This window comes from Pseudomonas sp. Irchel 3H3 (genome assembly GCF_900187635.1).
Taxonomy (GTDB): domain Bacteria; phylum Pseudomonadota; class Gammaproteobacteria; order Pseudomonadales; family Pseudomonadaceae; genus Aquipseudomonas.
The window spans coordinates 90,206-113,627 of sequence record NZ_FYEC01000003.1; the positions used below are offsets into that span (position 1 = coordinate 90,206).

22 protein-coding genes are annotated in these 23,422 nt (G+C 60.3%); 11 read left to right on the forward strand and 11 right to left on the reverse strand.

From position 1 onward, the window contains the following. Window positions 1-51 precede the first annotated feature (51 nt). Window positions 52-1,947 carry a UvrD-helicase domain-containing protein gene (locus CKW24_RS05065; protein WP_095165790.1) on the reverse strand — a complete coding sequence of 632 codons (1,896 nt, stop codon included), beginning with the start codon at window positions 1,945-1,947 and terminating at the stop codon, window positions 52-54. Then, the gene (locus tag CKW24_RS05070; RefSeq protein ID WP_095165792.1) at window positions 1,944-4,235 is read right to left on the reverse strand and encodes an AAA family ATPase; all 2,292 of its coding nucleotides are present in this window, start codon (window positions 4,233-4,235) and stop codon (window positions 1,944-1,946) included. Before CKW24_RS05070 ends, CKW24_RS05065 begins: the two co-directional genes overlap by 4 nt. A 512-nt stretch (window positions 4,236-4,747) precedes the next feature. Between CKW24_RS05070 and CKW24_RS05080 the strand changes: the two genes are divergently transcribed. Beyond that, complete coding sequence (locus CKW24_RS05080) at window positions 4,748-5,155, forward strand: hypothetical protein (RefSeq protein ID WP_095165796.1); 408 nt, start codon at window positions 4,748-4,750, stop codon at window positions 5,153-5,155. A gap of 13 nt (window positions 5,156-5,168) precedes the next feature. Next, the gene (locus CKW24_RS05085) at window positions 5,169-5,375 is read left to right on the forward strand and encodes a hypothetical protein (RefSeq protein WP_095166132.1); all 207 of its coding nucleotides are present in this window, start codon (window positions 5,169-5,171) and stop codon (window positions 5,373-5,375) included. Between the two features lie 15 nt (window positions 5,376-5,390). On the opposite strand, the gene CKW24_RS05090 is transcribed toward CKW24_RS05085, so the two are convergent. Continuing rightward, complete coding sequence (locus CKW24_RS05090; RefSeq protein WP_143501138.1) at window positions 5,391-5,732, reverse strand: hypothetical protein; 342 nt, start codon at window positions 5,730-5,732, stop codon at window positions 5,391-5,393. A gap of 92 nt (window positions 5,733-5,824) precedes the next feature. Next, entirely contained in the window at window positions 5,825-6,409 is a 585-nt protein-coding gene (locus tag CKW24_RS05095; RefSeq protein WP_256585401.1) for a hypothetical protein, read from the reverse strand. Between the two features lie 518 nt (window positions 6,410-6,927). Between CKW24_RS05095 and CKW24_RS05100 the strand changes: the two genes are divergently transcribed. Together CKW24_RS05100 and CKW24_RS05105 are read left to right on the forward strand one after the other, a co-directional pair. After that, window positions 6,928-7,929: a MoxR family ATPase gene (locus CKW24_RS05100; RefSeq protein WP_095165800.1), complete on the forward strand. Its 1,002-nt coding sequence runs from the start codon at window positions 6,928-6,930 to the stop codon at window positions 7,927-7,929. 40 nt (window positions 7,930-7,969) lie between these two features. Continuing rightward, window positions 7,970-9,301: a DUF58 domain-containing protein gene (locus CKW24_RS05105; protein ID WP_095165801.1), complete on the forward strand. Its 1,332-nt coding sequence runs from the start codon at window positions 7,970-7,972 to the stop codon at window positions 9,299-9,301. 24 nt (window positions 9,302-9,325) lie between these two features. On the opposite strand, the gene CKW24_RS05110 is transcribed toward CKW24_RS05105, so the two are convergent. Both CKW24_RS05110 and CKW24_RS05115 read right to left on the reverse strand, forming a co-directional pair. Next, window positions 9,326-9,685, reverse strand: coding sequence for a PilZ domain-containing protein (locus CKW24_RS05110; RefSeq protein WP_095165803.1), 360 nt, complete (start codon window positions 9,683-9,685; stop codon window positions 9,326-9,328). Window positions 9,686-9,915: 230 nt separating this feature from the next. Then, complete coding sequence (locus tag CKW24_RS05115) at window positions 9,916-10,287, reverse strand: hypothetical protein (RefSeq protein ID WP_095165805.1); 372 nt, start codon at window positions 10,285-10,287, stop codon at window positions 9,916-9,918. Between the two features lie 156 nt (window positions 10,288-10,443). Between CKW24_RS05115 and pyk the strand changes: the two genes are divergently transcribed. After that, window positions 10,444-11,895 carry a pyruvate kinase gene (gene pyk / locus CKW24_RS05120; RefSeq protein ID WP_095165807.1) on the forward strand — a complete coding sequence of 484 codons (1,452 nt, stop codon included), beginning with the start codon at window positions 10,444-10,446 and terminating at the stop codon, window positions 11,893-11,895. Between the two features lie 139 nt (window positions 11,896-12,034). Here pyk and CKW24_RS05125 read toward each other — a convergent pair whose 3' ends face one another. Genes CKW24_RS05125 through CKW24_RS05135 form a run of 3 tightly spaced genes read right to left on the reverse strand, consistent with a single transcriptional unit; the run spans window position 12,035 to window position 14,846 of the window. After that, window positions 12,035-12,784 (reverse strand): enoyl-CoA hydratase-related protein, encoded by a 750-nt coding sequence (locus CKW24_RS05125; protein ID WP_095165809.1) that lies wholly within the window; start codon window positions 12,782-12,784, stop codon window positions 12,035-12,037. A 27-nt stretch (window positions 12,785-12,811) separates the two neighbouring features. Continuing rightward, the gene (locus CKW24_RS05130; RefSeq protein WP_095165811.1) at window positions 12,812-13,747 is read right to left on the reverse strand and encodes an iron-sulfur-binding ferredoxin reductase; all 936 of its coding nucleotides are present in this window, start codon (window positions 13,745-13,747) and stop codon (window positions 12,812-12,814) included. Next, window positions 13,740-14,846, reverse strand: a complete 1,107-nt coding sequence (locus CKW24_RS05135) for a diguanylate cyclase (protein WP_095165812.1) — start codon at window positions 14,844-14,846, stop codon at window positions 13,740-13,742. Before CKW24_RS05135 ends, CKW24_RS05130 begins: the two co-directional genes overlap by 8 nt. Window positions 14,847-15,158: 312 nt before the next feature. Between CKW24_RS05135 and CKW24_RS05140 the strand changes: the two genes are divergently transcribed. The 6 genes from CKW24_RS05140 to CKW24_RS05165 all read left to right on the forward strand — a co-directional run bounded on the left by CKW24_RS05140 (window position 15,159) and on the right by CKW24_RS05165 (window position 22,735). After that, window positions 15,159-16,682: a fumarate hydratase gene (locus CKW24_RS05140; protein ID WP_095165814.1), complete on the forward strand. Its 1,524-nt coding sequence runs from the start codon at window positions 15,159-15,161 to the stop codon at window positions 16,680-16,682. Between the two features lie 146 nt (window positions 16,683-16,828). Then, on the forward strand, window positions 16,829-18,589 hold the full coding sequence (locus CKW24_RS05145) for an ATP-binding protein (protein WP_095165816.1): 1,761 nt from the start codon (window positions 16,829-16,831) through the stop codon (window positions 18,587-18,589). Next, window positions 18,589-19,917: a sigma-54 dependent transcriptional regulator gene (locus CKW24_RS05150; RefSeq protein ID WP_095165817.1), complete on the forward strand. Its 1,329-nt coding sequence runs from the start codon at window positions 18,589-18,591 to the stop codon at window positions 19,915-19,917. The genes CKW24_RS05145 and CKW24_RS05150 overlap by 1 nt, the downstream gene beginning before the upstream one ends. Before the next feature lie 171 nt (window positions 19,918-20,088). Continuing rightward, on the forward strand, window positions 20,089-21,408 hold the full coding sequence (locus CKW24_RS05155) for an MFS transporter (protein WP_095165819.1): 1,320 nt from the start codon (window positions 20,089-20,091) through the stop codon (window positions 21,406-21,408). A gap of 312 nt (window positions 21,409-21,720) precedes the next feature. Next, window positions 21,721-21,978, forward strand: coding sequence for a hypothetical protein (locus tag CKW24_RS05160; protein WP_095165820.1), 258 nt, complete (start codon window positions 21,721-21,723; stop codon window positions 21,976-21,978). Window positions 21,979-22,102: 124 nt separating this feature from the next. Beyond that, window positions 22,103-22,735: a flavin reductase family protein gene (locus CKW24_RS05165; RefSeq protein WP_095165822.1), complete on the forward strand. Its 633-nt coding sequence runs from the start codon at window positions 22,103-22,105 to the stop codon at window positions 22,733-22,735. A 9-nt stretch (window positions 22,736-22,744) separates the two neighbouring features. Here CKW24_RS05165 and CKW24_RS05170 read toward each other — a convergent pair whose 3' ends face one another. Together CKW24_RS05170 and CKW24_RS05175 are read right to left on the reverse strand one after the other, a co-directional pair. After that, the gene (locus CKW24_RS05170) at window positions 22,745-23,008 is read right to left on the reverse strand and encodes a hypothetical protein (RefSeq protein WP_174244595.1); all 264 of its coding nucleotides are present in this window, start codon (window positions 23,006-23,008) and stop codon (window positions 22,745-22,747) included. 9 nt (window positions 23,009-23,017) lie between these two features. After that, window positions 23,018-23,383: a putative quinol monooxygenase gene (locus CKW24_RS05175; RefSeq protein WP_095165826.1), complete on the reverse strand. Its 366-nt coding sequence runs from the start codon at window positions 23,381-23,383 to the stop codon at window positions 23,018-23,020. Window positions 23,384-23,422 lie beyond the last annotated feature (39 nt).

Consider the following 23,422-nt stretch of genomic DNA (forward strand, 5'->3'; position numbering starts at 1 on the left):
GACCTCTCTCTTCGGATAAAGCCAGCGTAGCCGCTTAGCAGCACCCAGTGTCTAGATGATCTCGATCTCGTCAGCTTTCAACCATCCAGCGTCAATCACGCGTTGCTTTGCCACTTCAGGCTGAGGCGTATACACCACGATTGCGAGACTCTGCTCGGCACGACTGCATGTTACGTACAGCAATCGGCGGGTGCGTGCCAGTGAGTCGTCATTACCCTCGCGCTGATTTTTTAGGTCGTTCGCTGAGGGCGGTTGTACCCCGAGAAGCTTTTCGTAGCTGAATAGAAAACCCCCAGCCTCCTCGTCATTCAATATCACCATGACCCTTGGAAACTCCAAGCCCTTGACGCCTTGGTGGGTGTCAAAGGGTGACAGGCCCTGGGTGTAACCGGCGAAGGCAGCCATCTCAGAGAAACGGCGTCCCAGCACCACCTGATACGCGTGGATTTCGAGCGTTTCTCGGTCGATTGATTCGGGCGGTTCTTCATCTGTGACTCCGAGCAGTTGCGCGGCCAGCAGGCGGTCGGGAACGTTCAAAAGGCCGGTGCTCAAGATCACGTGAACCACATCAGCGATGAGGGGATCATTCTCCTCGAATAGAGCGAGGAGCTCCTGGGTGGCATTACTGACTTGTTCCATCAAAGCAAGCTGGTCGGGAGCTTCCTTCATGTGACGCGGCTCAAGGAGAGGCGAGCGCATCCGGACGGCCTCCATTAGGCTGAAGCTATCCTGCTGCGCCGACGCCAAAATGGGCATCACGTCGTCCATGAAGAGTTTCAAGATAGGAAGGCTGCCGTCTAACAATCCGGTTCGGAGGTGCTCAGCGGCGTGGAGGGGGGTAAATACTCCCTCGAATCCCATACGGCGTCCGGCCATCTTGTGCTCAAGAATGAGTGTCTTTCTCCCTGACTGACCCACTGCCCACTGCACGTCTTGAGTAAATGCGGCCATGCGGTGAGCGATTTCCTCCTCCAGCTCAAAGCCTCGGCCAGCCACTTGGCGGGTGCAGAACATGCGTACTGCGCCTTCAACGGCTCCCTCTTTAGGGATCTGCCAATGATCGTCAGCGCTGGCTCGGATAGTGTTGATCAAATCGATCACCCTCGTCGGGCATCGCCGATTGATCTTTTTCTCCGGTTTCGCCCAGTGTTCTGGAATAGCCCGTTCCAGATTTGCTTTGCCGTCGGAGTAGATCCGCTGCATGGTGTCGCCTAGTAGTCCTAGGCAGAACCTATCGGGGATCTGTTGTTGAACGATCAAGAACGCTTCCATCAGCGGGCCATAAGTGTCTTGGCTTTCGTCGATTAGGAGTACCGGGTGTAGGTCGGTCATGACATCTCGCAGCGGCTGCTGCTGTATGAACGCTGCGGCCATCTGAATGACTTCGCTGTGGTTCAGCGCTTGGCGTCCCCTGTTTTCGCCTGTAGGGCTGTACGTAAATGTAGTTACCTGTTCGAGTTCCTCGAGCCGGCGGATTTTTCTGGCTCGGCTGGCTCTGTTGGTTTGGGTTGTCTTGTTTTCGCCTTTGGAACGATCCAGCTGTCTCTGCAGTGCAGCTATATCCTCGCCCAGCTTGACGCTTAGCCACTCGCGGATGTCATCGTTGAAGCCTTGGATCATCCGCCAAGCAAAAGCATGGATGGTCGAAACGATAACTAGAGGGTCATGCTCCAGGCGACGTAAGATCTCGTCACACGCCGCATTGGTGTAAGTGATGATCGCAATCTGCCGGCCTTCAAAAATGAGTCTCTCGCGTTCTCGTTCCTTGAAGCTGCGTACTGCTTCTACGAGTGAATACGTCTTACCTGAGCCTGCGCCGGCATACAGGAAAAAACTGGTCGGTCGATCAAGGTTCAGGCAGGCCTGGATGATTTGATCGGCATCGAGGGCCGCATCAGGCTCTGCTCTTTGAACTATTTCGGATAGGCCGTCGTTCGTCGTGCTCACGCCGTCACCTCCGTGATGGCTGTAGGAACGACTAACAGTTCGCGCTGCTTGCGCTCCAGCTTGGACTGAAGCCAAGTCAGTCCCTCCCGGATGTATTCAGGGATAGTGAGTTCGGCAAAGCCTGGATCGCCTAGAACCTGTAGAGCGAACTCGGCTTTGTCACCGTCTCGAAGAGACTCAAATAAAAGACTGGCAAGGTTGTTCGAACTCTCTGCTCCGTTCAGGGCCCGAGCAAACGCACGCATCAAACCTCGCCTTACCTGCTTGGCTGAAAAGTGCGAGGCATTGCTAAGTACCAAGCTGTCTTCGAAGGTGTTTGGCAGCATCTCGACCTGTTCACCGGTCAGTGGCAGGTGGATATTGATCGGCGTTTGGTAAGCAATTCTGATCGCGAAAAGCTGGTCGATCTGCTGGGTTTTCAGGTCATCCGCCAAAGCGAGCAATGCGTCCACGCTGTGGGGCAGGCCACCTACTTTTGTCCAATGACGTAGCGTCGGGTTGTTCGTCTGTTGACCCGCATCTCGCTGGACTGGTTGAGCAGATCTCAGGCTGCCAGCGTCCAGGTCGGTGATGACCAACGTTACGATCCCTAATGCGTCGATCAGGGGGAGCAGCCGATGTGCATGGCTGCCACCGATGTCTAAAATGGTGATGTAGCACTGGTCAAGGAAAGGAAAATGCTTTCGAAGAAAGTGCGGAAGCATCATGCGCTCGGCGGCGCCTTCAACAAGGATTACGGCATCGGCAAAAAACAAATCGGCGTGCTGTGCCCGAAGATACCGTGTGACGAAATCTTTGGTTTGGGGCTTTTTACCGAATACGGTGGAGAGGTTTGATACCGTTGAAACCGGCACCTGTACGCCGTCCATGCCAGCAGGTAGACGCCGGAAGTACCGCAGGTTCTGATACTCAACTTCATGAGCGACATGGCTGGAGTGCGTGCTCACCATCAGTTGGCTTTTCAAGTTTGGGAAACGCTCAAGCAAAGGGTCTCTGCAGAGCACATGGTAGGCATGCTTTACGAACACTTGTTGAACTTGTACATGAAGGTGAGCTTCCGGCTCCTCAATTAGCACCAGATGAATGGGCTCAACTCCAGCGGCGCTCTGCTCGTCAGCAGTTCTGAATTTTTTCAGCCACTCATCTCGAAACGCCATGAGCCGGAAAATCATCGAAATGAGATTTTGATATCCCAGACCGTTGGACGTCTCCGGCAGCCGAAGGGGAGGAGCGCCAGGTGCGCCACCTATGGAGTCGAGCTCAAACAGGACGGCTGCTTCGTGATTCATCCCGTCGGTGGGCGCGAGTCTGGTCGCGACCCGAATACTCGGATCGCTGTTGTTGGGATATCCCAACCCAGCGACTTCCTTCAGCGCCGGTTCGAAGCTGGTGCTTAATCGGGTATCGAAAGCCACTTGTGCTGCTTCGATAGCTCTGAGCGCACCTAAATCCGAAATATCTGGGCTATCTCCTGGATCAAGGTGACGGTTGTAGTAGGCACGAAGCTGTTCAGAAAGCTTTCTACCACCAGATTGCTTGCCATCGTCATGCCCCTCGTCAGCACTGTCACCGAACCCCCGCTGAGCATTGATCTCATGTACACGGATGAGATTGATTAGTGGATTGCGCTCCAATGCCACTGAAGTTGCCGAGAGTGATTGCCGATTGGCAGAGCGAGTTCTCGGATCTGGGTCTTGAAGCTGGGCGGGATCCAGGCGATACCAGCGCACCTTGAACATCTTGCCCAGACGTCGATTGAGGTAGTCGTGCAGGCTTTGAGGCCAAAGAGGTAAATGTGGTGGATCCTCGCCTTCGGCAGCCAGTCTCTGAATCTCGGTCTTCAGTATCTCTACCCGTTCTCTCTGCTTGCGGTAGTCCACATAGAGGTCTTCCATGTCCTCCGGCTCGAGCCGAAACCGCATCCCGACCAAACCACCGCGCCAAGCAAAGTTAGGTATTAGATCTCGGATGTGATGCAGCTCGCCTTGCTCCGCCGATATCCAGATATCCAGCGTCGGCAACCACTCTGCCCAGTCATTGGCCGATGGGATGGCGCCTGCAGCCTCCCAGGCCTGCCCAATCGCCTCTATGGTTACCAAATGAGAAAGTGTCAGATCCTGAAGGCGAAACGCGGAGGCTTTGGATACCAGAAATTTTCGCAGAGCCAGCATGGCAGAAGATTTGCCGCTGTTATTAGCTCCGACTAATAGGGTTGTCTCGGCTGCTAAGTCGATTCGAACAGACAGGAGCTTGCGGAAGTTCGCAATCTCCAGATGCTGGATGTGCATAAGCTCTTCCATGAAAGCTGCTCAGCGGCTGAGTGCCGGGCTGACGCGTGCTGAGACTCTAGCTGAGCGCGGTCAAGTCGCAAACATCAGTGATTGAGTTTAGCCACCATTGCGGTTAGCTGATTCGCCTCTCAAGGTGATGTATCGACACATCGACAGTTCTCACCCTCCTGATAACATCCCATGCATGGCGGTAAGCTATGACTTGCCGACGTGCCGGCAGCAGCCAAACGCATGAGCTTCATGAAGAAGGATATTGAGACCTCATTTTTTGAAGCGCTTGGCCTATTTTGGCCTGCGTTTGAGGGCTTTCTGCGAGCCACGAGGGACGGTGCGTTACGATCTATATTTCACAGAGGCGCAAACATCAAGCAAGCGGAGCGCGCAGGCGTGAGGATGAAAGCCCGTAGGGCCGAGACGTGGCTTGTCACGGCTTGGTTCACGTCAGCCCTCCGCCAACGGTGGCACGCCACTACCGCAGCCCAGCTTCAACCGACCTGAAAGAGACTGAAATGACCCACGATGAACTCCGAAAGCTTGAGCGCACTAGGCGGGAAGCGCTATGGGAGATTGCCAGATTCCTTCCAGGTGACCCCGAGGCAGCCGATGCCTTGGCGATCCTCAATGATCTCGACGACCAGGAACGAAGCAGCACGCCATCAACCAGTGAGCCACTCGAGCTCAATGAAGTTCGTGACTCTGTGCCGGTGCAGCATCACCAGTGCGGCATCGACATAGTGTTGGAACTAACCATTCCGCAGCCATGGAGGGAGCGTTTCAAGCAGGCGAGCATCGGTTCGACACGGGTGGTCGAAGGGCCTTACGCCACGGACTGGGATAAATTCCTGGCTAGGTGGAAAGCAGAGATGCGACACCTGGAGCAGCATAGAGCCGCGAGACACAAACCTAGAACAGATTGAGGGGGCGATGGGCATGGCAGAAGACGACGATGACACTGTGTATTGCGACATTCAGATGCCATTGGCCCAAGGAAGAGAGCTGCTGGAGTTAGTGAACGCGTTGCGAGAATCGAAAGCACATCCTCGTCTCGATAAAGTCTTCGAGCACATGCAATACGAACTCAGTACCTCAATCGATATCATTGAGAACCCGCCAACTTGGGGGCCTTGGTGCCAGTGAGCCGAACTACGCAGCTTACAACCCCAGATCAGCCTCAACCTTCATACCGCGAAGCTTTCTATGAAGGGCATTCGGCGGGCACCACTCAAGTGCTTTGGAGATGCACAGATGCCAGATCTCAACCTGGACATAAAGGACATCATCAGACGTGTCCAGAGGCATCAACCCACGCGGCTTCAGCACCTGCTTAAGAACGTTGATGACGCCCCGAGGGTAACGACCGCGCCCTTGAGCATCTGAAACTGCCGCGTACCGGAAGCGACCGGCATCGCGATAGCCGTCAGCGACGATTTTCAGCCGTTTTCGTAGTTCCTTTTTGCTCATCCTAGGCGCGACTGTCCACCAGATGAGTTCCACCTCTTCTAGATCCATTCCCTCTGGCGGGATGTCACCGTAATCTTCGTACTGCTCAAGCGGAACCGGACGAGACTTTCTGTTTTGTAGGGATATCAAAGCGCTGCGTCCCAGGCATCCATCGCCTCACCCACAGTCGCGTACCAGTGGAACTCTCTGTTCTGGAAGGCGCTAGCGACTTGCCTGTTTATATTGCCGTCAACCCAGGGCGGAAGACTTTCAGTACCCCCTGAGAACAGGCTAGCTGCCGCGACAACGAATCGACCTGTACTCACGCGCTGGAGGCAGGTGTAGCGCACAGCAGCGCCACTGGTAAGCCGACGCCAAGCCACAACCTCGATGCAGTCCAAGGCACCGTCTGGAGACTCTACGCTGGAACTCGCTTCCTGGTGTGCCACGGGACTGAATGGCCCGCTAGGTATTCTTGGTTTGTGGACAAGATGCTTCAACTGCTCACGTGACGTGACGATCTGTTCGCGAAGCTCTTCTGGATCGATGGACATCCCGCCCTCCGGGGTGACCCTGAGGGTTTTGAGGCTGTTCGCTGCCTTAATGAACTCGCGCTCACGCTTCTGCTCCCAATCCGGACGGCGGTCGGGATGGAGGACGTTAAAGACGCGTTTCAAAACCTTCAGCATCATTCCAAGCCTGATTTGAGTGAGGCAAGCGCCGACGATCATACCTCACAGCTTTGGAGGTGTTTGAAGAGCTCCAGGTCATGATCGAACGCCTGAACGAACGAGGCGTTACCCTGCGCTATGCAATCTGCCCTGGGTCAATTTTCAATCGGCAGGGTGGGTCAGTTATCAATCAGCGCCGGCACACTGATCCACCATTGGTACAAGTGGCTGCCCGTACGGCCCGAAAGTCCGTAGCAAATTATGCTCACCCAGCCTCTGACAACTCCTGCAGCCAGCGGGAGATTTAGCAGGGACGTATGATGCAGAAGGACACCGGTTATCTACTATCACTGGTTCGAGATTTTTCGTTAAGGATTGGTTCGGAGATGATCCTGCACCAATAGATCCGCCACTGTCTAACCACGAAGCGTCCGGTCAATATACCTTCTGCTCATTCGGTGGAGCACAGATACTAGGGATGCGTACTGCCAGAAGGTTACCTAAAATCGTTAGATTGAGTAAGTGATTGATTTATGGACCATAATTCTCTACTAACAGTTAGTAAGGCTCCGGAACAGATGAGTGAAGCCTTCGAACCGCCTAGCCAACCCCGCGCAGCGCAACAACGGCAACGCGCCAGCCAACTGGCGCAAGCCCTGCGTGTCGAATTGAGAAAGGCCGTGATTGGCCAGGAAAGCGTGATCGACGATGTGTTGAGCGCCTTGATTGCCGGGGGCCATGTGCTGCTCGAGGGTGTGCCTGGCCTGGGCAAGACCTTGCTGGTGCGCGCCCTGGCCCGCTGCTTTGGCGGCGACTTCGCGCGGATTCAATTCACCCCCGACCTGATGCCCAGCGACGTCACCGGGCATGCCGTCTACGACCTGCAGACCGAGCAGTTCAAGTTGCGCAAGGGCCCACTGTTCACCAACCTGTTGCTGGCCGACGAGATCAACCGCGCCCCGGCCAAGACCCAGGCCGCCTTGCTCGAAGCCATGCAGGAACGCCAGGTGACACTGGAAGGTCGCGCCTTGCCGATCGCCCAGCCGTTCATGGTCCTGGCCACGCAAAACCCCATCGAACAGGAAGGCACCTACCCGCTACCGGAAGCCGAGCTCGATCGGTTCATGCTCAAGGTGCGCATGGACTACCCCGATGCCGAGCAGGAGTTGGACATGGTACGCCAGGTCAGTCGCTCGACCCGCGCCGACATGCTCGACGTGCAACCGCTGCGCACTTTGCTGCAAGCCAAGGACATCCTCGCCCTGCAACGGATTGCCAGCGACCTGCCGCTGGACGAGCAGGTACTGGACTATGCCGTACGCCTGGCCCGCACCACCCGCAGTTGGCCGGGGCTGATTCTGGGCGCCGGTCCGCGGGCCTCCATCGCGCTGGTGCGGGTGGCCCGGGCGCGGGCACTGCTGCGCGGCGGTGAGTTCGTCATCCCGGATGACATCAAGGGCTGCGCGCTGGCGGTGCTGCGCCACCGCGTGCGGATTGCACCGGAACTGGACATCGAAGGGCTGGACGTCGACCAGGTGCTCAAGCTAATGCTTGACCAGGTACCGGCGCCCAGATTGTGAATAGCACCATGACAATGATCGTCCCTGGGAAGCCCTGAGCATGAAGCCGACCCGTCTGCTGCTGGCCTGGCTCGCCACCCTGTTGGGGCTGAGCATCGTGCTGGGCGCCTGCCGGGCCCTGGGCGTCGACGTGGCACCTAGCTTGCTGGCGATTAACTGGGGATTGTTGCTGGCTTTGTTGCTGCTGGCCCTGCTCGACGCTGCGCGCCTGATTCGCCGACCCTCCCCCAGGGCACAACGGCAACTGCCCGGCAGCCTGGCACTGGGGCGCTGGAGCGAAGTGCAGATCAGCCTGCAACATGATTACGTACAGCCCCTGAGCGTGCAGCTGTTCGATCATGTCCCCGATGGGCTGGACTTCGAGGGATTGCCCCAGACGGTCGAACTGCATCCCGGCCAGACTCACCTACTCAGCTACCGGCTGCGCCCCTTGCGCCGTGGGCACTTCAGTTTCGAGCGCTGCGAAATCAACCTGCCGGGGCCCTTGGGGCTTTGGTCGGCCCGCAGGTACCTGACGTTGCAGGACAGCACCCGGGTCTATCCGGATTTCGCCCACCTGTATGGCGCACAACTGCTGGCGGTCGACAACTGGCTCAGCCAGCTGGGCGTACGCCAGCGCCAGCGGCGCGGGCTGGGACTGGAGTTTCATCAACTGCGCGAGTTTCGCGAAGGCGATAGCCTGCGCCAGATCGACTGGAAAGCCACGGCCCGACAACGCACACCGATTGCCCGGGAGTACCAGGACGAACGGGACCAGCAGATCATCTTCATGCTCGACTGCGGTCGCTCGATGCGCAGTCAGGACGGCGAGTTGTCGCACTTCGATCACGCGCTCAATGCATGCCTGCTGCTCAGCTACGTCGCCCTGCGCCAGGGCGACGCGGTCGGCCTGATGACGTTCGCCACCGAGCAGGCGCGCTACCTGCCCCCGAGTAAGGGCAACGGTCAATTGAACGTGCTGCTCAATAACCTCTATGACCTGGACAGCAGCCAGCGCCCTGCTGACTACCAGGCCGCCGCCAGCCAACTGCTCGCCCGCCAGCAGCGCCGGGCACTGGTGGTGCTGGTCACTAACCTGCGCGATGAAGCTGACGAAACCCTGCTCGGCGCGGTCCAGCGCCTGGGCCGACAGCACCGGGTGCTGGTGGCGAGCCTGCGCGAGGAAGTCCTCGACCGGCTACGCCAGGTCCCGGTGCAAACCCTGCCCGAAGCCCTGGCCTACTGCGGCACGGTGGACTACCTGAACGCCCGGGCCGATCAGCATGAACGCTTGAGCGCCCATGGCGTGCCGGTGCTGGACACCCGCCCCGGTGAGCTGGGCACCGAACTGGTCACCCGTTACCTGAGTTGGAAGAAAGCTGGCGTGCTTTAGCGCTGCCCCTGCCTGGGGCCGGGGCTAGGCCGATGCCGAGACCGGATAAAAACTGAAATAGCGCTGCAACGCACTGACCATCTGGCCGTATTCAGGCGGGGGATTCTGCAGGGCGAACCCGGCGTCGTAATGATGGGGCGTGGCGTCCTCATGGCACCACAGGCAACAGGCCCGCAGGTCGATGACCTGACAGGCTCCATCGCCGTCGGGGATCTTCAGGCGCAAGTCAAAGACCGCCCCCAACATCAGCGGCAACTGACTGATCAGCATCAGCCCGTCTTCCGAGACATTACCGATGTAGCCAATGGGTTTGTCGGTGATACGGTTGAAGACTTTGAGAAAATACGGCAACTGGTGCCGCTCGATCCGGCGTTCTGTGAACATACTGAGTATCGCTTTGCCAAGGCCCTTGAGCAGGGTCGCACTACTGCTTCGCAACGAGCCGGCAGAGCGAGCTCGCTGTCCCCGATTACGGTGCGAACGCCCCCGCGTTGCGCTCGCGCTATTTCTGCCGTTCTCAGGTATCAACGACGTCCAGGGTCGACCCGCTGAAACGTCTCACTAGAGACTAGCTCAAGGCTGAAACACGGCCAGTGGTTAAATGAGACCCGACATTACAATGCCGCGGGAATGCTTCTGGCGCTGCGCGGCGGGTACCAGCCCAGCGACTGCAAGGTTTCCAGGCGCGCGCGGGCACGGTAGGCGTACTCATTGTTCGGGTACTGCGCCATGATGAACTGGTAGGTCTGGGCGGCATCGACATAGAGCTTCTGCCGCTCCAGGCACTGGCCACGCAACATCGACACTTCAGGCTGGATGTAGCGCCGCGCCCGGCTCTTGCGATCGACCTGGGACAGTTCGAGCATCACCCGCTCGCAGTTGCCGGCGTCGTAGGCACGGTAGGCGGTGTTCAGGTGATGGTCCATCGACCAACGGGTACAGCCCACGACACTCAGGGCCAGGGCAGCTAAAAGCACGAATCGCATGAGAGTTCTCCTGTCTTGGGCTTTGTATCGACCCGGCGGCAAAAATCTTCAGTGCGGCGTGTTCAATAAAGAATCCAATAAGTAGTGCAAACGAACAATGACTACAACTTCCCAGCATAGTAGCCTCACTCAGCGCTTGAACTCAGGAGTCTTTGCATGTCCGTCCGTCGTACCAAAATCGTCGCTACCCTTGGCCCGGCCAGTAACTCGCCGGAAGTTCTCGAACAGCTGATTCTCGCTGGCCTGGACGTTGCCCGCCTGAACTTCTCCCACGGCACGCCCGACGAGCACAAGGCTCGCGCCAAGCTGGTCCGTGACCTCGCGGCCAAGCACGGGCGCTTCGTCGCCCTGCTGGGCGACCTGCAAGGCCCGAAAATCCGTATCGCCAAATTCGCCAACAAGAAGATCGAGCTGAAGATCGGTGATCAATTCACCTTCTCCACCAGCCATCCTCTGACCGAAGGCAACCAGCAAGTGGTCGGCATCGACTACCCGGACCTGGTCAAGGACTGCGGCGTCGGCGACGAGTTGCTGCTCGACGACGGCCGCGTGGTCATGCGTGTTGATACCGCCAGCGCCACCGAACTGCATTGCACCGTGACCATCGGCGGCCCGCTGTCGGACCACAAGGGCATCAACCGTCGTGGTGGCGGCCTGACCGCTCCGGCCCTGACTGAAAAAGACAAGGCCGACATCAAGCTCGCCGCCGAAATGCAGGTCGACTACCTCGCCGTGTCCTTCCCGCGTGACGCCGCCGACATGGAATACGCCCGTCAATTGCGCGACGAAGCCGGCGGCACCGCCTGGCTGGTGGCCAAGATCGAACGTGCCGAAGCCGTGGCCGACGACGAAACCCTCGATGGCCTGATCAAGGCTTCCGACGCAGTGATGGTTGCCCGTGGCGACCTCGGCGTGGAAATCGGCGACGCCGAGCTGGTGGGTATCCAGAAGAAGATCATCCTGCACGCACGCCGCCACAACAAAGCGGTGATCGTTGCGACCCAGATGATGGAGTCGATGATCCAGAACCCGATGCCGACCCGCGCCGAAGTGTCCGACGTGGCCAACGCCGTGCTCGACTACACCGACGCCGTGATGCTCTCGGCGGAAAGTGCTGCCGGCCTGTACCCACTGGAAGCTGTGCAGGCGATGGCGCGTATCTGCGTCGGCGCGGAAAAGCACCCGACCAGCAAGACCTCCAGCCACCGCATCGGCAAGGTCTTCGAAAGCTGCGACCAGAGCATCGCCCTGGCCGCCATGTACACCGCCAACCACTTCCCAGGCGTCAAGGCGATCATCGCCCTCACCGAAAGTGGCTACACGCCGTTGATCATGTCGCGCATTCGTTCCTCGGTGCCGATCTACGCGTTCTCCCCGCATCGTGAAACCCAGGCCCGCGCGGCGATGTTCCGTGGCGTCTACACCGTCCCGTTCGACCCGGCATCCCTGCCACCTGAGCAAGTCAGCCAGGCGGCCATCGACGAGCTGCTGGCTCGCGGCGTGGTCGAGAAAGGCGACTGGGTCATCCTGACCAAGGGCGACAGCTACCACACCATCGGCGGCACCAACGGCATGAAAATCCTGCACGTTGGCGACAAGATGGTCTGATTGACCAGGCGCTGAAAAACCAAAGCCCCGCCATGTGAATGGCGGGGCTTTTTGCTTTGCGATCCAGTGATTCCAGGTCAACACAGAACCCGGTGGGAGTGGGCTTGCCCACGATGGGGCCCGCGCGACCACCCAACATTCACGACCGCTTGAGAAACCCCGACAACGCCGCCAACGCTTCCGGCGAGCGCAGTCGTTGGACGAACAGCTTGCCCTCCTCCTCGACCACCCTGCGCAGCAGTTCGCGGTCCGGGGCCGTCATCAGTTGCTTGCTGATGCGCACAGCTTGCGGCGGTAGTTGATCGAAGCGCAGCGCCATCTCCCGCGCCTTGGCGAAGGTCGCTTCCGCGCTCGGCAATGCCTGGCTGGCAATGCCCCAGGCGGCGGCCTGCTCGCCGGTAAACGCTTCGCCCAGCAGCAACAATTCGGCCGCTTTGGCCTGGCCGAGCAGTCGCGGCAGGATCAGGCTGGAGCCGAACTCCGGACACAGACCCAGGTTGACGAATGGCATGCGCAACTTGGCATCGGCGCTGACATAAACCAGGTCGCAATGCAGCAGCAGCGTGGTGCCGATGCCTACCGCGGCTCCGGCAACGGCGGCAACCACCGGCTTGCGGCACTCCAGCAGGCTGCGCATGAACTGGAACACCGGGCTGTCGAGATCACTCGGCGGCTCCTGGAGAAAGTCGGCGATATCATTGCCGGCGGTAAAGCACTGCAGGCTGCCAGTGATCAGCACCGCATTGATCTCAGGGTCGGTATCCGCCTGTTGCAGGGCTGCGCCCAATTGGCTGTACATGGCGCGGGTCAGGGCGTTTTTCTTGTCCGGGCGATTCAGGCGCAACGTCAGCAGCCCGCCTTCGCGTTCCAGCAAAATGGCATCGGTCATGGTCAATCTCATGCAAAGAAAGTCAGCTCAACCACGCGGCAGGAACACATCGGCCAGCAGTTGATTACGCGGCAGCCCTGCCAGGTACAAGCGCCGGGCAAAGGCGTCTACACTCTCAGGGCTCCCGCAGAGTAAGGCCAGGGTTTGCCGGGAAACAAGGCGCAATTGCGCCAAAGCCGCTGACAGCTCGGCCGCTGTCCACAGCTCGACACTCAGGTTGGCGCGGTTGGCTGCCAGTGCCGCCAGGGGTTTGGCCAGGTAATGCTCTGCCCCATCATGGGCCAGGTGAATCACCCGGATAGGCCCTTGATGATCCTGGCGCAGCGCTTCACGCAACACCCCGAACAGCGGCGCCAGCCCCGTGCCTGCGGCCAGCAGCCACAGCGGACGGGTTTGCCAGTCTGGGTCGTAGTGCAAGGCCCCGCCGCGCAGCTCACCGAGGCGGATCGAATCTCCGATCTTCAGCGCCCGGGCGGCATCGCTGAAGGCACCGGGCAGTCGGCAGTCGAGGTGAAACTCGAGGAATCGGTCTTCCTGCGGCAGGCTGGCCAGGGAGTACGGACGCGCCACGTGGCCGGCCCACAGCACCAAGTGTTGACCGGCCTGATAACGCAGCGGGCGCTCGGCCAACAAACGCAGGCGCAACACACAGGGACTCAACCAGTCCAGCGCCTCGACCACGGCGGGGGCGCCGTCACGCAGCGGATCGAACACCGCCACCTGCAGGTCATCCAGCACCTCGCACTGACAGGCCAGGCGCCAGCCCTGCTGGCGCTGCCCGGCACTCAGAGCGTCCGGGCGACGGTCGCCGACCTCACCGCGCAGGCACTGCACCAGGCACGCGTGGCAACTGCCCGCCCGGCAACTGTAAGGCACCTGCAAACCCTGCTGATTCAAGGCATCAAGCAGGTTGCTGCCCGCCGCTACCGTCCATTGACGCTCACCGACAGTCACTTCAGGCATCGATGTTTTCCCAGGCCGCCGCACAGCGATTACGGCCATCGCGCTTGGCCCGGTAAAGCGCCTGGTCGGCACGTTGCAAGGCGTCGTCGAGGTCATCGCCGACGGCCAGCAGGGTCATCCCCGCAGACAGGCTAAGATCCGGCACAGACAGGCCGATCAACTGCACTTCGGTGAACGCCAGGCGCAACCGCTCACAACAGGAGGTCAAGCGCTCGGGATTGCAATCAGGTAACAACAACACAAACTCCTCACCGCCATACCGGGCCAGTACATCGCCCTCGCGCAAACAGGCCGTGGCGACGCCGGCAAATGCCTGCAGGACCTGGTCGCCGGCGGCATGGCCATGCAGGTCGTTGATACGTTTGAAGTGGTCCAGGTCGATCAGCGCCAGGCCATGCTCCACCGAGGCTTCCATGTTTTGCAACTCACGGGTGGCCAAGCGCAGGAAATGCCGACGATTGAACAAACCGGTCAACTCATCGGTGGCCACCAGATCCTCGAGCTGACGCATCATCCCGCGCAGCGTGTCCTGATGCGCCTGCAGGGCAAACCGGCGCTGGCGCATACGCAGGCGCGAAGCTTGCACATAGCTGGCATACAACGCCAGCCAGACCAACACAATAAACAGCACACAGACCTGCAAGGCCGCCAGAGTCGGGTCGGCCAGTTCGAAATGGTAGCCTTCCCACAGGTTGAGGCAGGCAAAGCTGAAGAACACCAGGGCCGCACAGCGCACAAACGCCCGGCGCGGCAGGTGAAACAGGCCGAACATCAGAATCAGTACGTAAAAGATCAGGAAGGCGCCACGAGCAGCGTCCAGATGGGCGATCAGCCAGGTTTGCCAACCAATGCCCAGCAGCACCTGGACTTCGGTCAGGCTGGGATCGGGGAACCGCAGGTTGCGCCCGCTGAAGAAGATCGCGAACAGCAACGACTGACTGAGCATCACCAACGCGGTGGCTACCAGCGCACTGCGCACCGAGCCCTGGAAGTGCCCACTGAGGATTGCCAGCCATAGCAGCAATAACGCCAGCACATAGGTGCCCGTCGCCAGAATAAAGCGCTTGAGCAATAGATTCTGGATCGCGTTATGGGTCAATCGTTGACTCACCGTGCAAAGGGGGGCTGATAAGAGTGTCCTACCCTAAAGGCCTTGGATCACTTTAGTGTTGCTGCTCGAAAATGACCATCCAATTTTTGTCGGGTTGCCTCGGGTCGCGTCATCATTGTTATGCGACCTTGGTTTGACTGCCGGCGGGTGTGCCCGGCGGCGAGGCGCGCTATACTGCCGCGCCTTTTTAGCGTCGCGCCAGCAACCCCGGCGTGCCCTGAAAGGTGTTTGCAGCCGACCGATGCACCCCACTGCAAGCACCTTTATTAAATGTTCCCGTCCTTTAGAGGAGCGCGACTCATGACCGTGATCAAGCAAGACGACCTGATTCAGAGCGTTGCTGACGCCCTGCAGTTCATTTCTTATTACCACCCCGTGGACTTCATCCAGGCGATGCACGAGGCCTACCTGCGCGAAGAATCGCCAGCGGCCCGCGATTCGATCGCACAGATCCTGATCAACTCGCGGATGTGCGCCACCGGCCACCGCCCGATCTGCCAGGACACCGGTATCGTCACCGTGTTTGTCCGCGTGGGCATGGACGTGCGCTGGGATGGCGCGACCATGGGCCTGGACGACATGATCAACGAGGGCGTGCGTCGCGCCTACAACCTGCCGGAAAACGTCCTGCGTGCATCCATCCTCGCCGACCCGGCAGGTGCTCGCAAAAACACCAAGGACAACACCCCGGCCGTGATCCACTACTCGATCGTCCCGGGTAACACCGTGGAAGTCGACGTGGCAGCCAAGGGCGGCGGTTCCGAGAACAAGTCGAAAATGGCCATGCTCAACCCGTCCGACTCGATCGTCGACTGGGTGCTCAAGACCGTTCCAACCATGGGCGCCGGCTGGTGCCCACCGGGCATGCTCGGCATCGGCATCGGCGGCACCGCTGAGAAAGCCGCGGTAATGGCCAAGGAAGTGTTGATGGAATCCATCGACATCCACGAGCTCAAGGCTCGCGGCCCGCAGAACCGTATCGAAGAAATGCGCCTGGAGCTGTTCGAGAAGGTCAACCAACTGGGCATCGGCGCCCAGGGCCTTGGTGGCCTGACCACCGTGCTCGACGTGAAGATCATGGATTACCCGACCCACGCCGCGTCCCTGCCGGTGTGCATGATCCCGAACTGCGCCGCCACCCGTCACGCGCACTTCGTGCTCGACGGTTCCGGTCCGGCTTCGCTGGAGGCGCCACCGCTGGACGCCTACCCGGAAATCGTCTGGGAAGCCGGTCCGTCGGCCCGTCGCGTCGACCTCGACACCTTGACCCCGGAAGACGTGCAAAGCTGGAAGCCGGGCGAAACCGTGCTGCTCAACGGCAAGATGCTCACCGGTCGCGACGCCGCGCACAAGCGCATGGTCGAGATGCTGAACAAGGGCGAAACCCTGCCGGTGGACCTCAAGGGTCGCTTCATCTACTACGTCGGCCCGGTTGATCCGGTGCGCGAAGAAGTGGTTGGCCCGGCAGGCCCGACCACTGCGACGCGGATGGACAAGTTCACCCGCCAGATCCTCGAGCAGACCGGCCTGTTGGGCATGATCGGTAAATCCGAGCGCGGTCCGACCGCCATCGAAGCGATCAAGGACCACAAGGCCGTCTACCTGATGGCAGTCGGCGGTGCGGCTTACCTGGTGGCGCAAGCCATCAAGAAATCCCGCGTAGTCGCTTTCGCCGAACTGGGCATGGAAGCGATCTACGAGTTCGACGTCAAGGACATGCCAGTGACTGTTGCTGTCGACAGCAACGGCGAGTCGGTACACATCACCGGTCCTGCCATCTGGCAGAAGAAGATCAGTGACAGCCTGGCGGTAGAAGTGCAGTAAGCACCCACACCCCAGTCAGGAAAAGCCGCGCTGTTTGTCAGAACAGCGCGGCTTTTTTATGGTCCCTGCGCACTGCGCGGACTCTGCGCCGTCGCCGCGCTGCATGCTATCGTGCGCCCCCCGACCCCGTAGTCTGTGCCCATCGCATGCCACCTATTTATCGTTCCCTGCGCCTGATGCTCTATGTACTGCTGATCGTGGCCGGCACAGTCCTGGTCAGCGCCGCCGCCGTGCGCCACGCCGAGCGCCAGGCCCTGGAGGACGACGCTCAACGCGCCAACCAGCAATTAGCCTTGTACGCCACGTCCCTGCATACGCTGATTGAACGTTACCGCGCCCTGCCCGCCGTGCTGGCGCTGGACCCGCAATTGCGCTCGGCGCTGGCAGGCCCGGTAAGCCCGCAACAGCAGGACTCGCTGAACCACAAGCTGGAGAAAATCAACGGCGCGGCCCAGTCGTCCACCCTCGAACTGCTGGACCGCAACGGACTGGCCGTCGCGGCCAGCAACTGGCGCCTGCCCAGCAGTTATGTCGGCCACAACTACGGCTTCCGCCCCTACTTCAGCCAGACCCGCAGCCAGGGCACCGGACGCTTTTATGCGGTAGGCGTGACCAGCGGCATTCCCGGCTACTTCCTGTCCAGTGCCGTGTTGGGCGACAATCAAGAGTTTCTTGGCGCCATGGTGGTCAAGCTGGAGTTTCCGGAACTGGAGCGCGAATGGCGCCAGGGCACTGACACCCTGCTGGTCAGCGACGCCCGCGGCATTGTGTTCATCGCCAACCAGCCGGGCTGGCGTTATCGCCTCCTTGAAACCCTGTCGCCGACCGACCTCGCCGAGCTCGAAGCTACTCGTCAGTACGACAAGCAAACGCTGGTGCCCCTGCCCCACGAACAGCTTCGACGCTTCGACGACAACAGTTACCTGGCGCGGGTCGAGGGTCCCGACGGATCGGCCGAGTACCTCTGGGAGTCACTGCCCCTGAGTGCCGAAGGCTGGACGCTGCACCTGTTGCGGCGCCCGCAGGTGGCCTTCGAGGATTTGCGCAACGCCGCACTGGCCGCAGCCGGCGTGTGGCTGACGCTGGTGTTTGTGCTGCTGTTCCTCAGCCAGCGCTGGCGTATCGCCAAGCTGCGCCAGCGCAGCCGCGAGGAACTGGAACGCCTGGTGGAGGAACGCACCCGAGAGTTGCGCACGGCTCAGGACGGCCTGGTGCAGTCAGCCAAACTCGCCGCCCTGGGGCAGATGTCGGCGGCCCTGGCCCACGAGATCAACCAGCCGCTCACCACCCAGCGCATGCAGCTTGCCACGCTGAGACTGCTGCTGGACCACGGCCGCGTCGATGATGCCTACAAAGCACTCAAACCGCTGGATGACATGCTCACCCGAATGGCGGCCCTCACTGGCCACCTGAAGACCTTCGCCCGCAAGAGCCCCAGCGGCTTGCGCGAGCCACTGGACCTGGCGGCGGTGGTCGACCAGGCCCTGCACCTGCTGGAAGTCCGCCTGCGCGATGAACAGATCAACTTCACTGTGGACCTGGTCCGCCCGGCGCGGGTTCGTGGGGACGCCATTCGCCTGGAACAGGTACTGATCAACCTGCTGCGCAATGCCCTGGATGCCATGCGCGACAAGTCACTCAAGCGGCTGCGCATCAGTCTTGAAGCCGACCAACAGCTGTGGCGCCTGAGCGTCACCGACAGCGGTGGCGGGATTCTTGCGCAGGACCTGCCCAATGTCTTCGACCCGTTTTTCACCACCAAGCCTGTGGGCGATGGCCTGGGGCTCGGGCTGGCCGTATCCTTTGCGATCATTCATGAGCTCGGCGGTCGCCTGACGGCCGAGAACCACGGCGACGGTGCGCGCTTCACCGTGACCCTGCCCGTCGACCTGGAGGCACAGATCTGATGTTGAACTCGGTAATAGTGGTCGATGACGAACGCAGCATTCGCGACGCCGTCGAGCAATGGCTGAGTCTCTCGGGATTCCAGGTCCAGCTGTTCAGCCGTGCCGAGGACTGCCTGGCGCAGTTGCCGGTGAATTTCCCCGGGGTGATTCTCAGCGATGTGCGCATGCTGGGGATCAGCGGCCTGGAACTGCTGGCCTCCCTGCAACAACGGGATGCCGAACTGCCGGTGATCCTGTTGACCGGCCACGGCGATGTACCGATGGCGGTCGATGCCATGCGCGATGGCGCCTACGACTTCCTGGAAAAACCCTTCAGCCCCGAGACCTTGCTCAACAGCCTGCGTCGGGCACTCGACAAGCGCCGGCTGGTCCTGGAAAACCGTGCCCTGCACGAACAGGCCGACCACCGCAGCAAACTGGAGGCCAGCCTGCTGGGCGTGTCCCCGGGCCTGCAGACCCTGCGCCGGCAAGTCCTGGACCTCGCGGGCCTGCCGGTCAACGTAGTGATTCGCGGCGAAACCGGCAGCGGCAAGGAGCTGGTTGCTCGCTGCCTGCATGATTTCGGCCCGCGCGCCGCCAAGCCCTTCGTCGCCCTGAACTGCGCGGCGATCCCCGAGCAACTGTTCGAGGCCGAACTGTTCGGGCACGAACACGGCGCTTTCACCGGCGCCCAGGGCAAGCGTATCGGCAAGCTGGAATATGCCGACGGCGGCACCCTGTTTCTCGATGAAATCGAAAGCATGCCGCTGGCCCAGCAGGTCAAGTTATTGCGCGTGCTGCAGGAACAGAAGCTCGAGCGCCTGGGGGCCAACCAGAGCATCGATGTCGACTTGCGGATCATCGCCGCGACCAAACCCGACCTGCTGGATGAAGCCCGGGCCGGGCGTTTTCGCGAAGACCTGGCCTATCGGCTCAACGTGGCCCAGTTGCGTTTGCCGGCGCTGCGTGAGCGGCGCGAAGACATTCCCTTGCTCTACGCCCACTTCAGCCGTGCGGCGGCGCAACGCCTGGGCCGCAGCGTCGCGCCCCTGAGCGGTCCGCAGTTGAGTCGCCTGCTCAGCCATGACTGGCCGGGTAACGTGCGCGAACTGGCCAACGTTGCCGAGCGCCAGGTGCTGGGCCTCGATGATCCCGAACCGGACGCCATCGAACCCGGCCAGTCGCTGGCAGCCCAACAGGAAGCGTTTGAAGCGCAGTGCCTGCGCGCCGCCCTGACTCGGCACAAGGGCGATATCAAGGCAGTGCTCGAAGAGTTGCAACTGCCACGCCGCACCTTCAATGAAAAACTCCAGCGCCACGGCCTGACCCGCGAAATGTTCCTGGGCTGAATCCTCGGCGGATTTCCGCTCAGCGAATCTGGCGCATGAGCGGATTTCCGCTCACTTACCCGGCAAAACCCCTCTAGAACGGCCCTGCACAACCTGGCACGGCTCCTGCTATAGCCCCTGCAGGCTGCGTTTTTGCGCGCTCCACAAAAACAATTAATTGAAGGATCCGTCATGGATAACTCACAACCCCTGCCTCTCGGGTCGGCGGCTTCGCCTGCCAAAGAAAGAACCTCGGCCAGTCGCATCAAATCAATTTTCAGCGGTTCTGTCGGCAACATGGTCGAGTGGTATGACTGGTACGTCTACGCCGCATTCTCGCTGTACTTCGCCAAAACCTTCTTCCCCCATGGCGACACCACCGCCCAACTGCTCAATACCGCCGCAATCTTCGCCGTAGGCTTCCTGATGCGTCCGATCGGTGGCTGGCTGATGGGGCTGTATGCCGACAAAGTTGGACGCAAAAAAGCCCTGATGGCTTCGGTATACCTGATGTGCTTCGGCTCACTGCTGATCGCCCTGAGTCCAAGTTACGAAGTCATCGGCATCGGTGCGCCGATCCTGCTGGTGTTCGCGCGCTTGCTGCAAGGCCTGTCGGTGGGTGGCGAATACGGCACTTCCGCCACCTACCTTAGCGAGATGGCCACCAAGGAACGTCGCGGCTTCTACTCCAGCTTCCAGTATGTGACGCTGATTTCCGGCCAGCTCATCGCCCTGGCGGTGTTGATCGTGCTGCAACAAGTGCTGACCACCGAAGAGCTGTACGCCTGGGGCTGGCGTATCCCGTTCGCCATCGGTGCGCTGTGTGCCGTGGTCGCGCTGTACCTGCGTCGTGGCATGGAAGAAACCGAGTCGTTCACCAAGAAAAAGAAGTCCAAGGAAAGCGCGATGCGCACCTTGATGCGCCACCCCAAGGAACTGCTGACTGTAGTCGGCCTGACCATGGGCGGCACCCTGGCGTTCTACACCTACACCACCTACATGCAGAAGTACCTGGTGAACACGGTTGGCATGAGCATCAGCGACTCCACCACCATTTCGGCGGCGACCCTGTTCCTGTTCATGTGCTTGCAACCGCTCGTCGGCGGCCTGTCGGATAAAATCGGCCGGCGCCCGATCCTGATCGCCTTCGGCGTATTGGGCACCCTGTTCACCGTGCCGATCCTGACGACCCTGCACACCATCCAGACCTGGTGGGGCGCGTTCTTCCTGATCATGGCGGCGCTGATCATCGTCAGCGGCTACACCTCCATCAACGCGGTGGTCAAGGCTGAACTATTCCCGACCGAAATCCGTGCCCTGGGCGTGGGCCTGCCGTATGCCCTGACCGTCTCGATCTTCGGCGGCACCGCTGAATACATCGCCCTGTGGTTCAAGAGCATCGGCATGGAAACCGGTTACTACTGGTACGTCACCGCGTGTATTGCTGTGTCCCTGTTGGTATACGTGACCATGAAAGACACCCGCAAACACTCGCGGATCGAAACTGACTGACACCCCCCGTGGGAAATGCCGCAGGCCGCGGCATTTCCTACAGATATATCCTCCTCCCCCCTCCTCCCGATTAATGATCCGTTAATTCCCCTACGACACTCTGTTGTCATCTGAATCCTGAACGACGTCTAGTCCGTCCATGGCATTCGGCCCCCCCTGGGGGAAGCCGCACTGCAATCTATCAGTGACGGCACACATATCGAATTAATCGATTATTAAAGGCTATTTTTTGAGCTTTTACATCATTTTTGTACGCGTAGTATGAACTCCATACCGCACGCCCAAAACGTCAACGAACCTGGAGCACAGACCATGAAAATCCAACTGATCCTCGCCTTGACCCTCTCCGTACTGGCTGCCAACACCTTCGCCGCCGATGGCTTTGACCGTACCGGCTCGGCAGTCGCCGCCGATGGATACGACCGCACCGGCGCTGCTACCCTGGCTGCAGATGGCTACGAGCGCACCCCCCAAGGCCAGAGCGTTGCCGAAGGTGGCCGCGAACGTCTGGAAGAAAAAGGCCTGGTTGAAGATGGCTACGATCGTACCGGTTCTGCCTCCATCAGCTAAGCCGTGAATGCCCCCCCACAACGCCCGGCTCACGTCGGGCTTTGTGCTTTTTGCTCGCCCCGGCACACTGGCAATACCGGCAATCGCCCTGCACTATTGCGCCTCACCTTGACGGAATCCCCCCATGCCCGACGATATCCACTTCTACGAACCTGCCCAGGGCCACGGCCTGCCCCACGACCCGTTCAATGCCATCGTCGGCCCACGGCCTATTGGCTGGATTTCCTCGCAGGACGGCCAAGGCCGCTTGAATCTGGCGCCCTACAGTTTTTTTAATGCGTTCAACTACATCCCGCCGATCATCGGGTTCGCCAGCGTCGGACGCAAAGACAGCCTGAACAATATCGAACAGACCGGCGAGTTCGCCTGGAACCTGGCCACCCGCCCGCTGGCCGAGCAGATGAACCAGAGCTGCGCAATGGTCCCCGCCGACGTCAACGAATTTGAACTGGCGGGGCTCACCCCCGTCGCCTCAAAAATCATCCAGGTGCCGCGCGTCGCGCAAAGCCCGGTGTCCTTCGAGTGCAAGGTGACCCAGATCATTCAGTTGCAGCGTGCAGACCAGCAATTGGTGCCGAGCTGGCTGATCCTCGGCGAAGTGGTCGCCGTGCATATCGCCAAGTGGCTGCTCAAGGATGGGGTGTACGACACCGCCGCGGCAGAACCGATTCTGCGCGGCGGCGGTCCGGCGGATTACTTCCAGCTAGGGCCTGAGGCCCTGTTCAAGATGCACCGCCCGGGGGCGACCAAGGCTTGAGGTATTGACTTACCAGATGAGTTCACCGTCCTCACCGACGTCGGCCAATCGAGCCAGTTGCTGCTCGGCAGCCAGGTCGGCCTCCAGGGCGGTGTTGAACGTCTGGTCGATCAGCACCTTGTTGAAACGCGGGGCGCCCGCCCCACCGAGGGCTTTGACGGCGATGGCGGCGGTGTAACCTTCGTCACCGCGCACGGCGGCAGAAACGGCTTCGAACTGTGCAAACTCTTTACGTGCCATGTTGCGGATCCTGGCCAATGGAAAGTCGGCCATTCTAAACCTTCAGCCGGCCAACTGCTGCATGGCCAGCGCATCGCAGGACGGATGCCCGGCGCGAGCCTGGTCGGCGCCGACATCGCTGAAGGTGTGGAAGTCCAGGCTATGAACTACTAACTCCTGGACCAACTCGCCGAAAACGGCCATGGCCGGGCTGCTGAAATAGGCGGTCATGGCCGGCTGGTCAACCCAGGAGCCGGACACCAGCCACAGCTGGGGGTCGCACAACGAGTGCTGCAGGGCAAAATGCAGGTTGCCACTGGCCTGGCGCGTAGGCTCGATCAGGCAACTCAAACGCGCGCCCAACTCCATCGAGCGGCCTGCCTGGGCCCGGACCAACGCCATATGGCTGACGGGGGTTTGCATGGACATGTTCATCGCTCCCTGGATGTAGACAATCGGCAGCCTGAG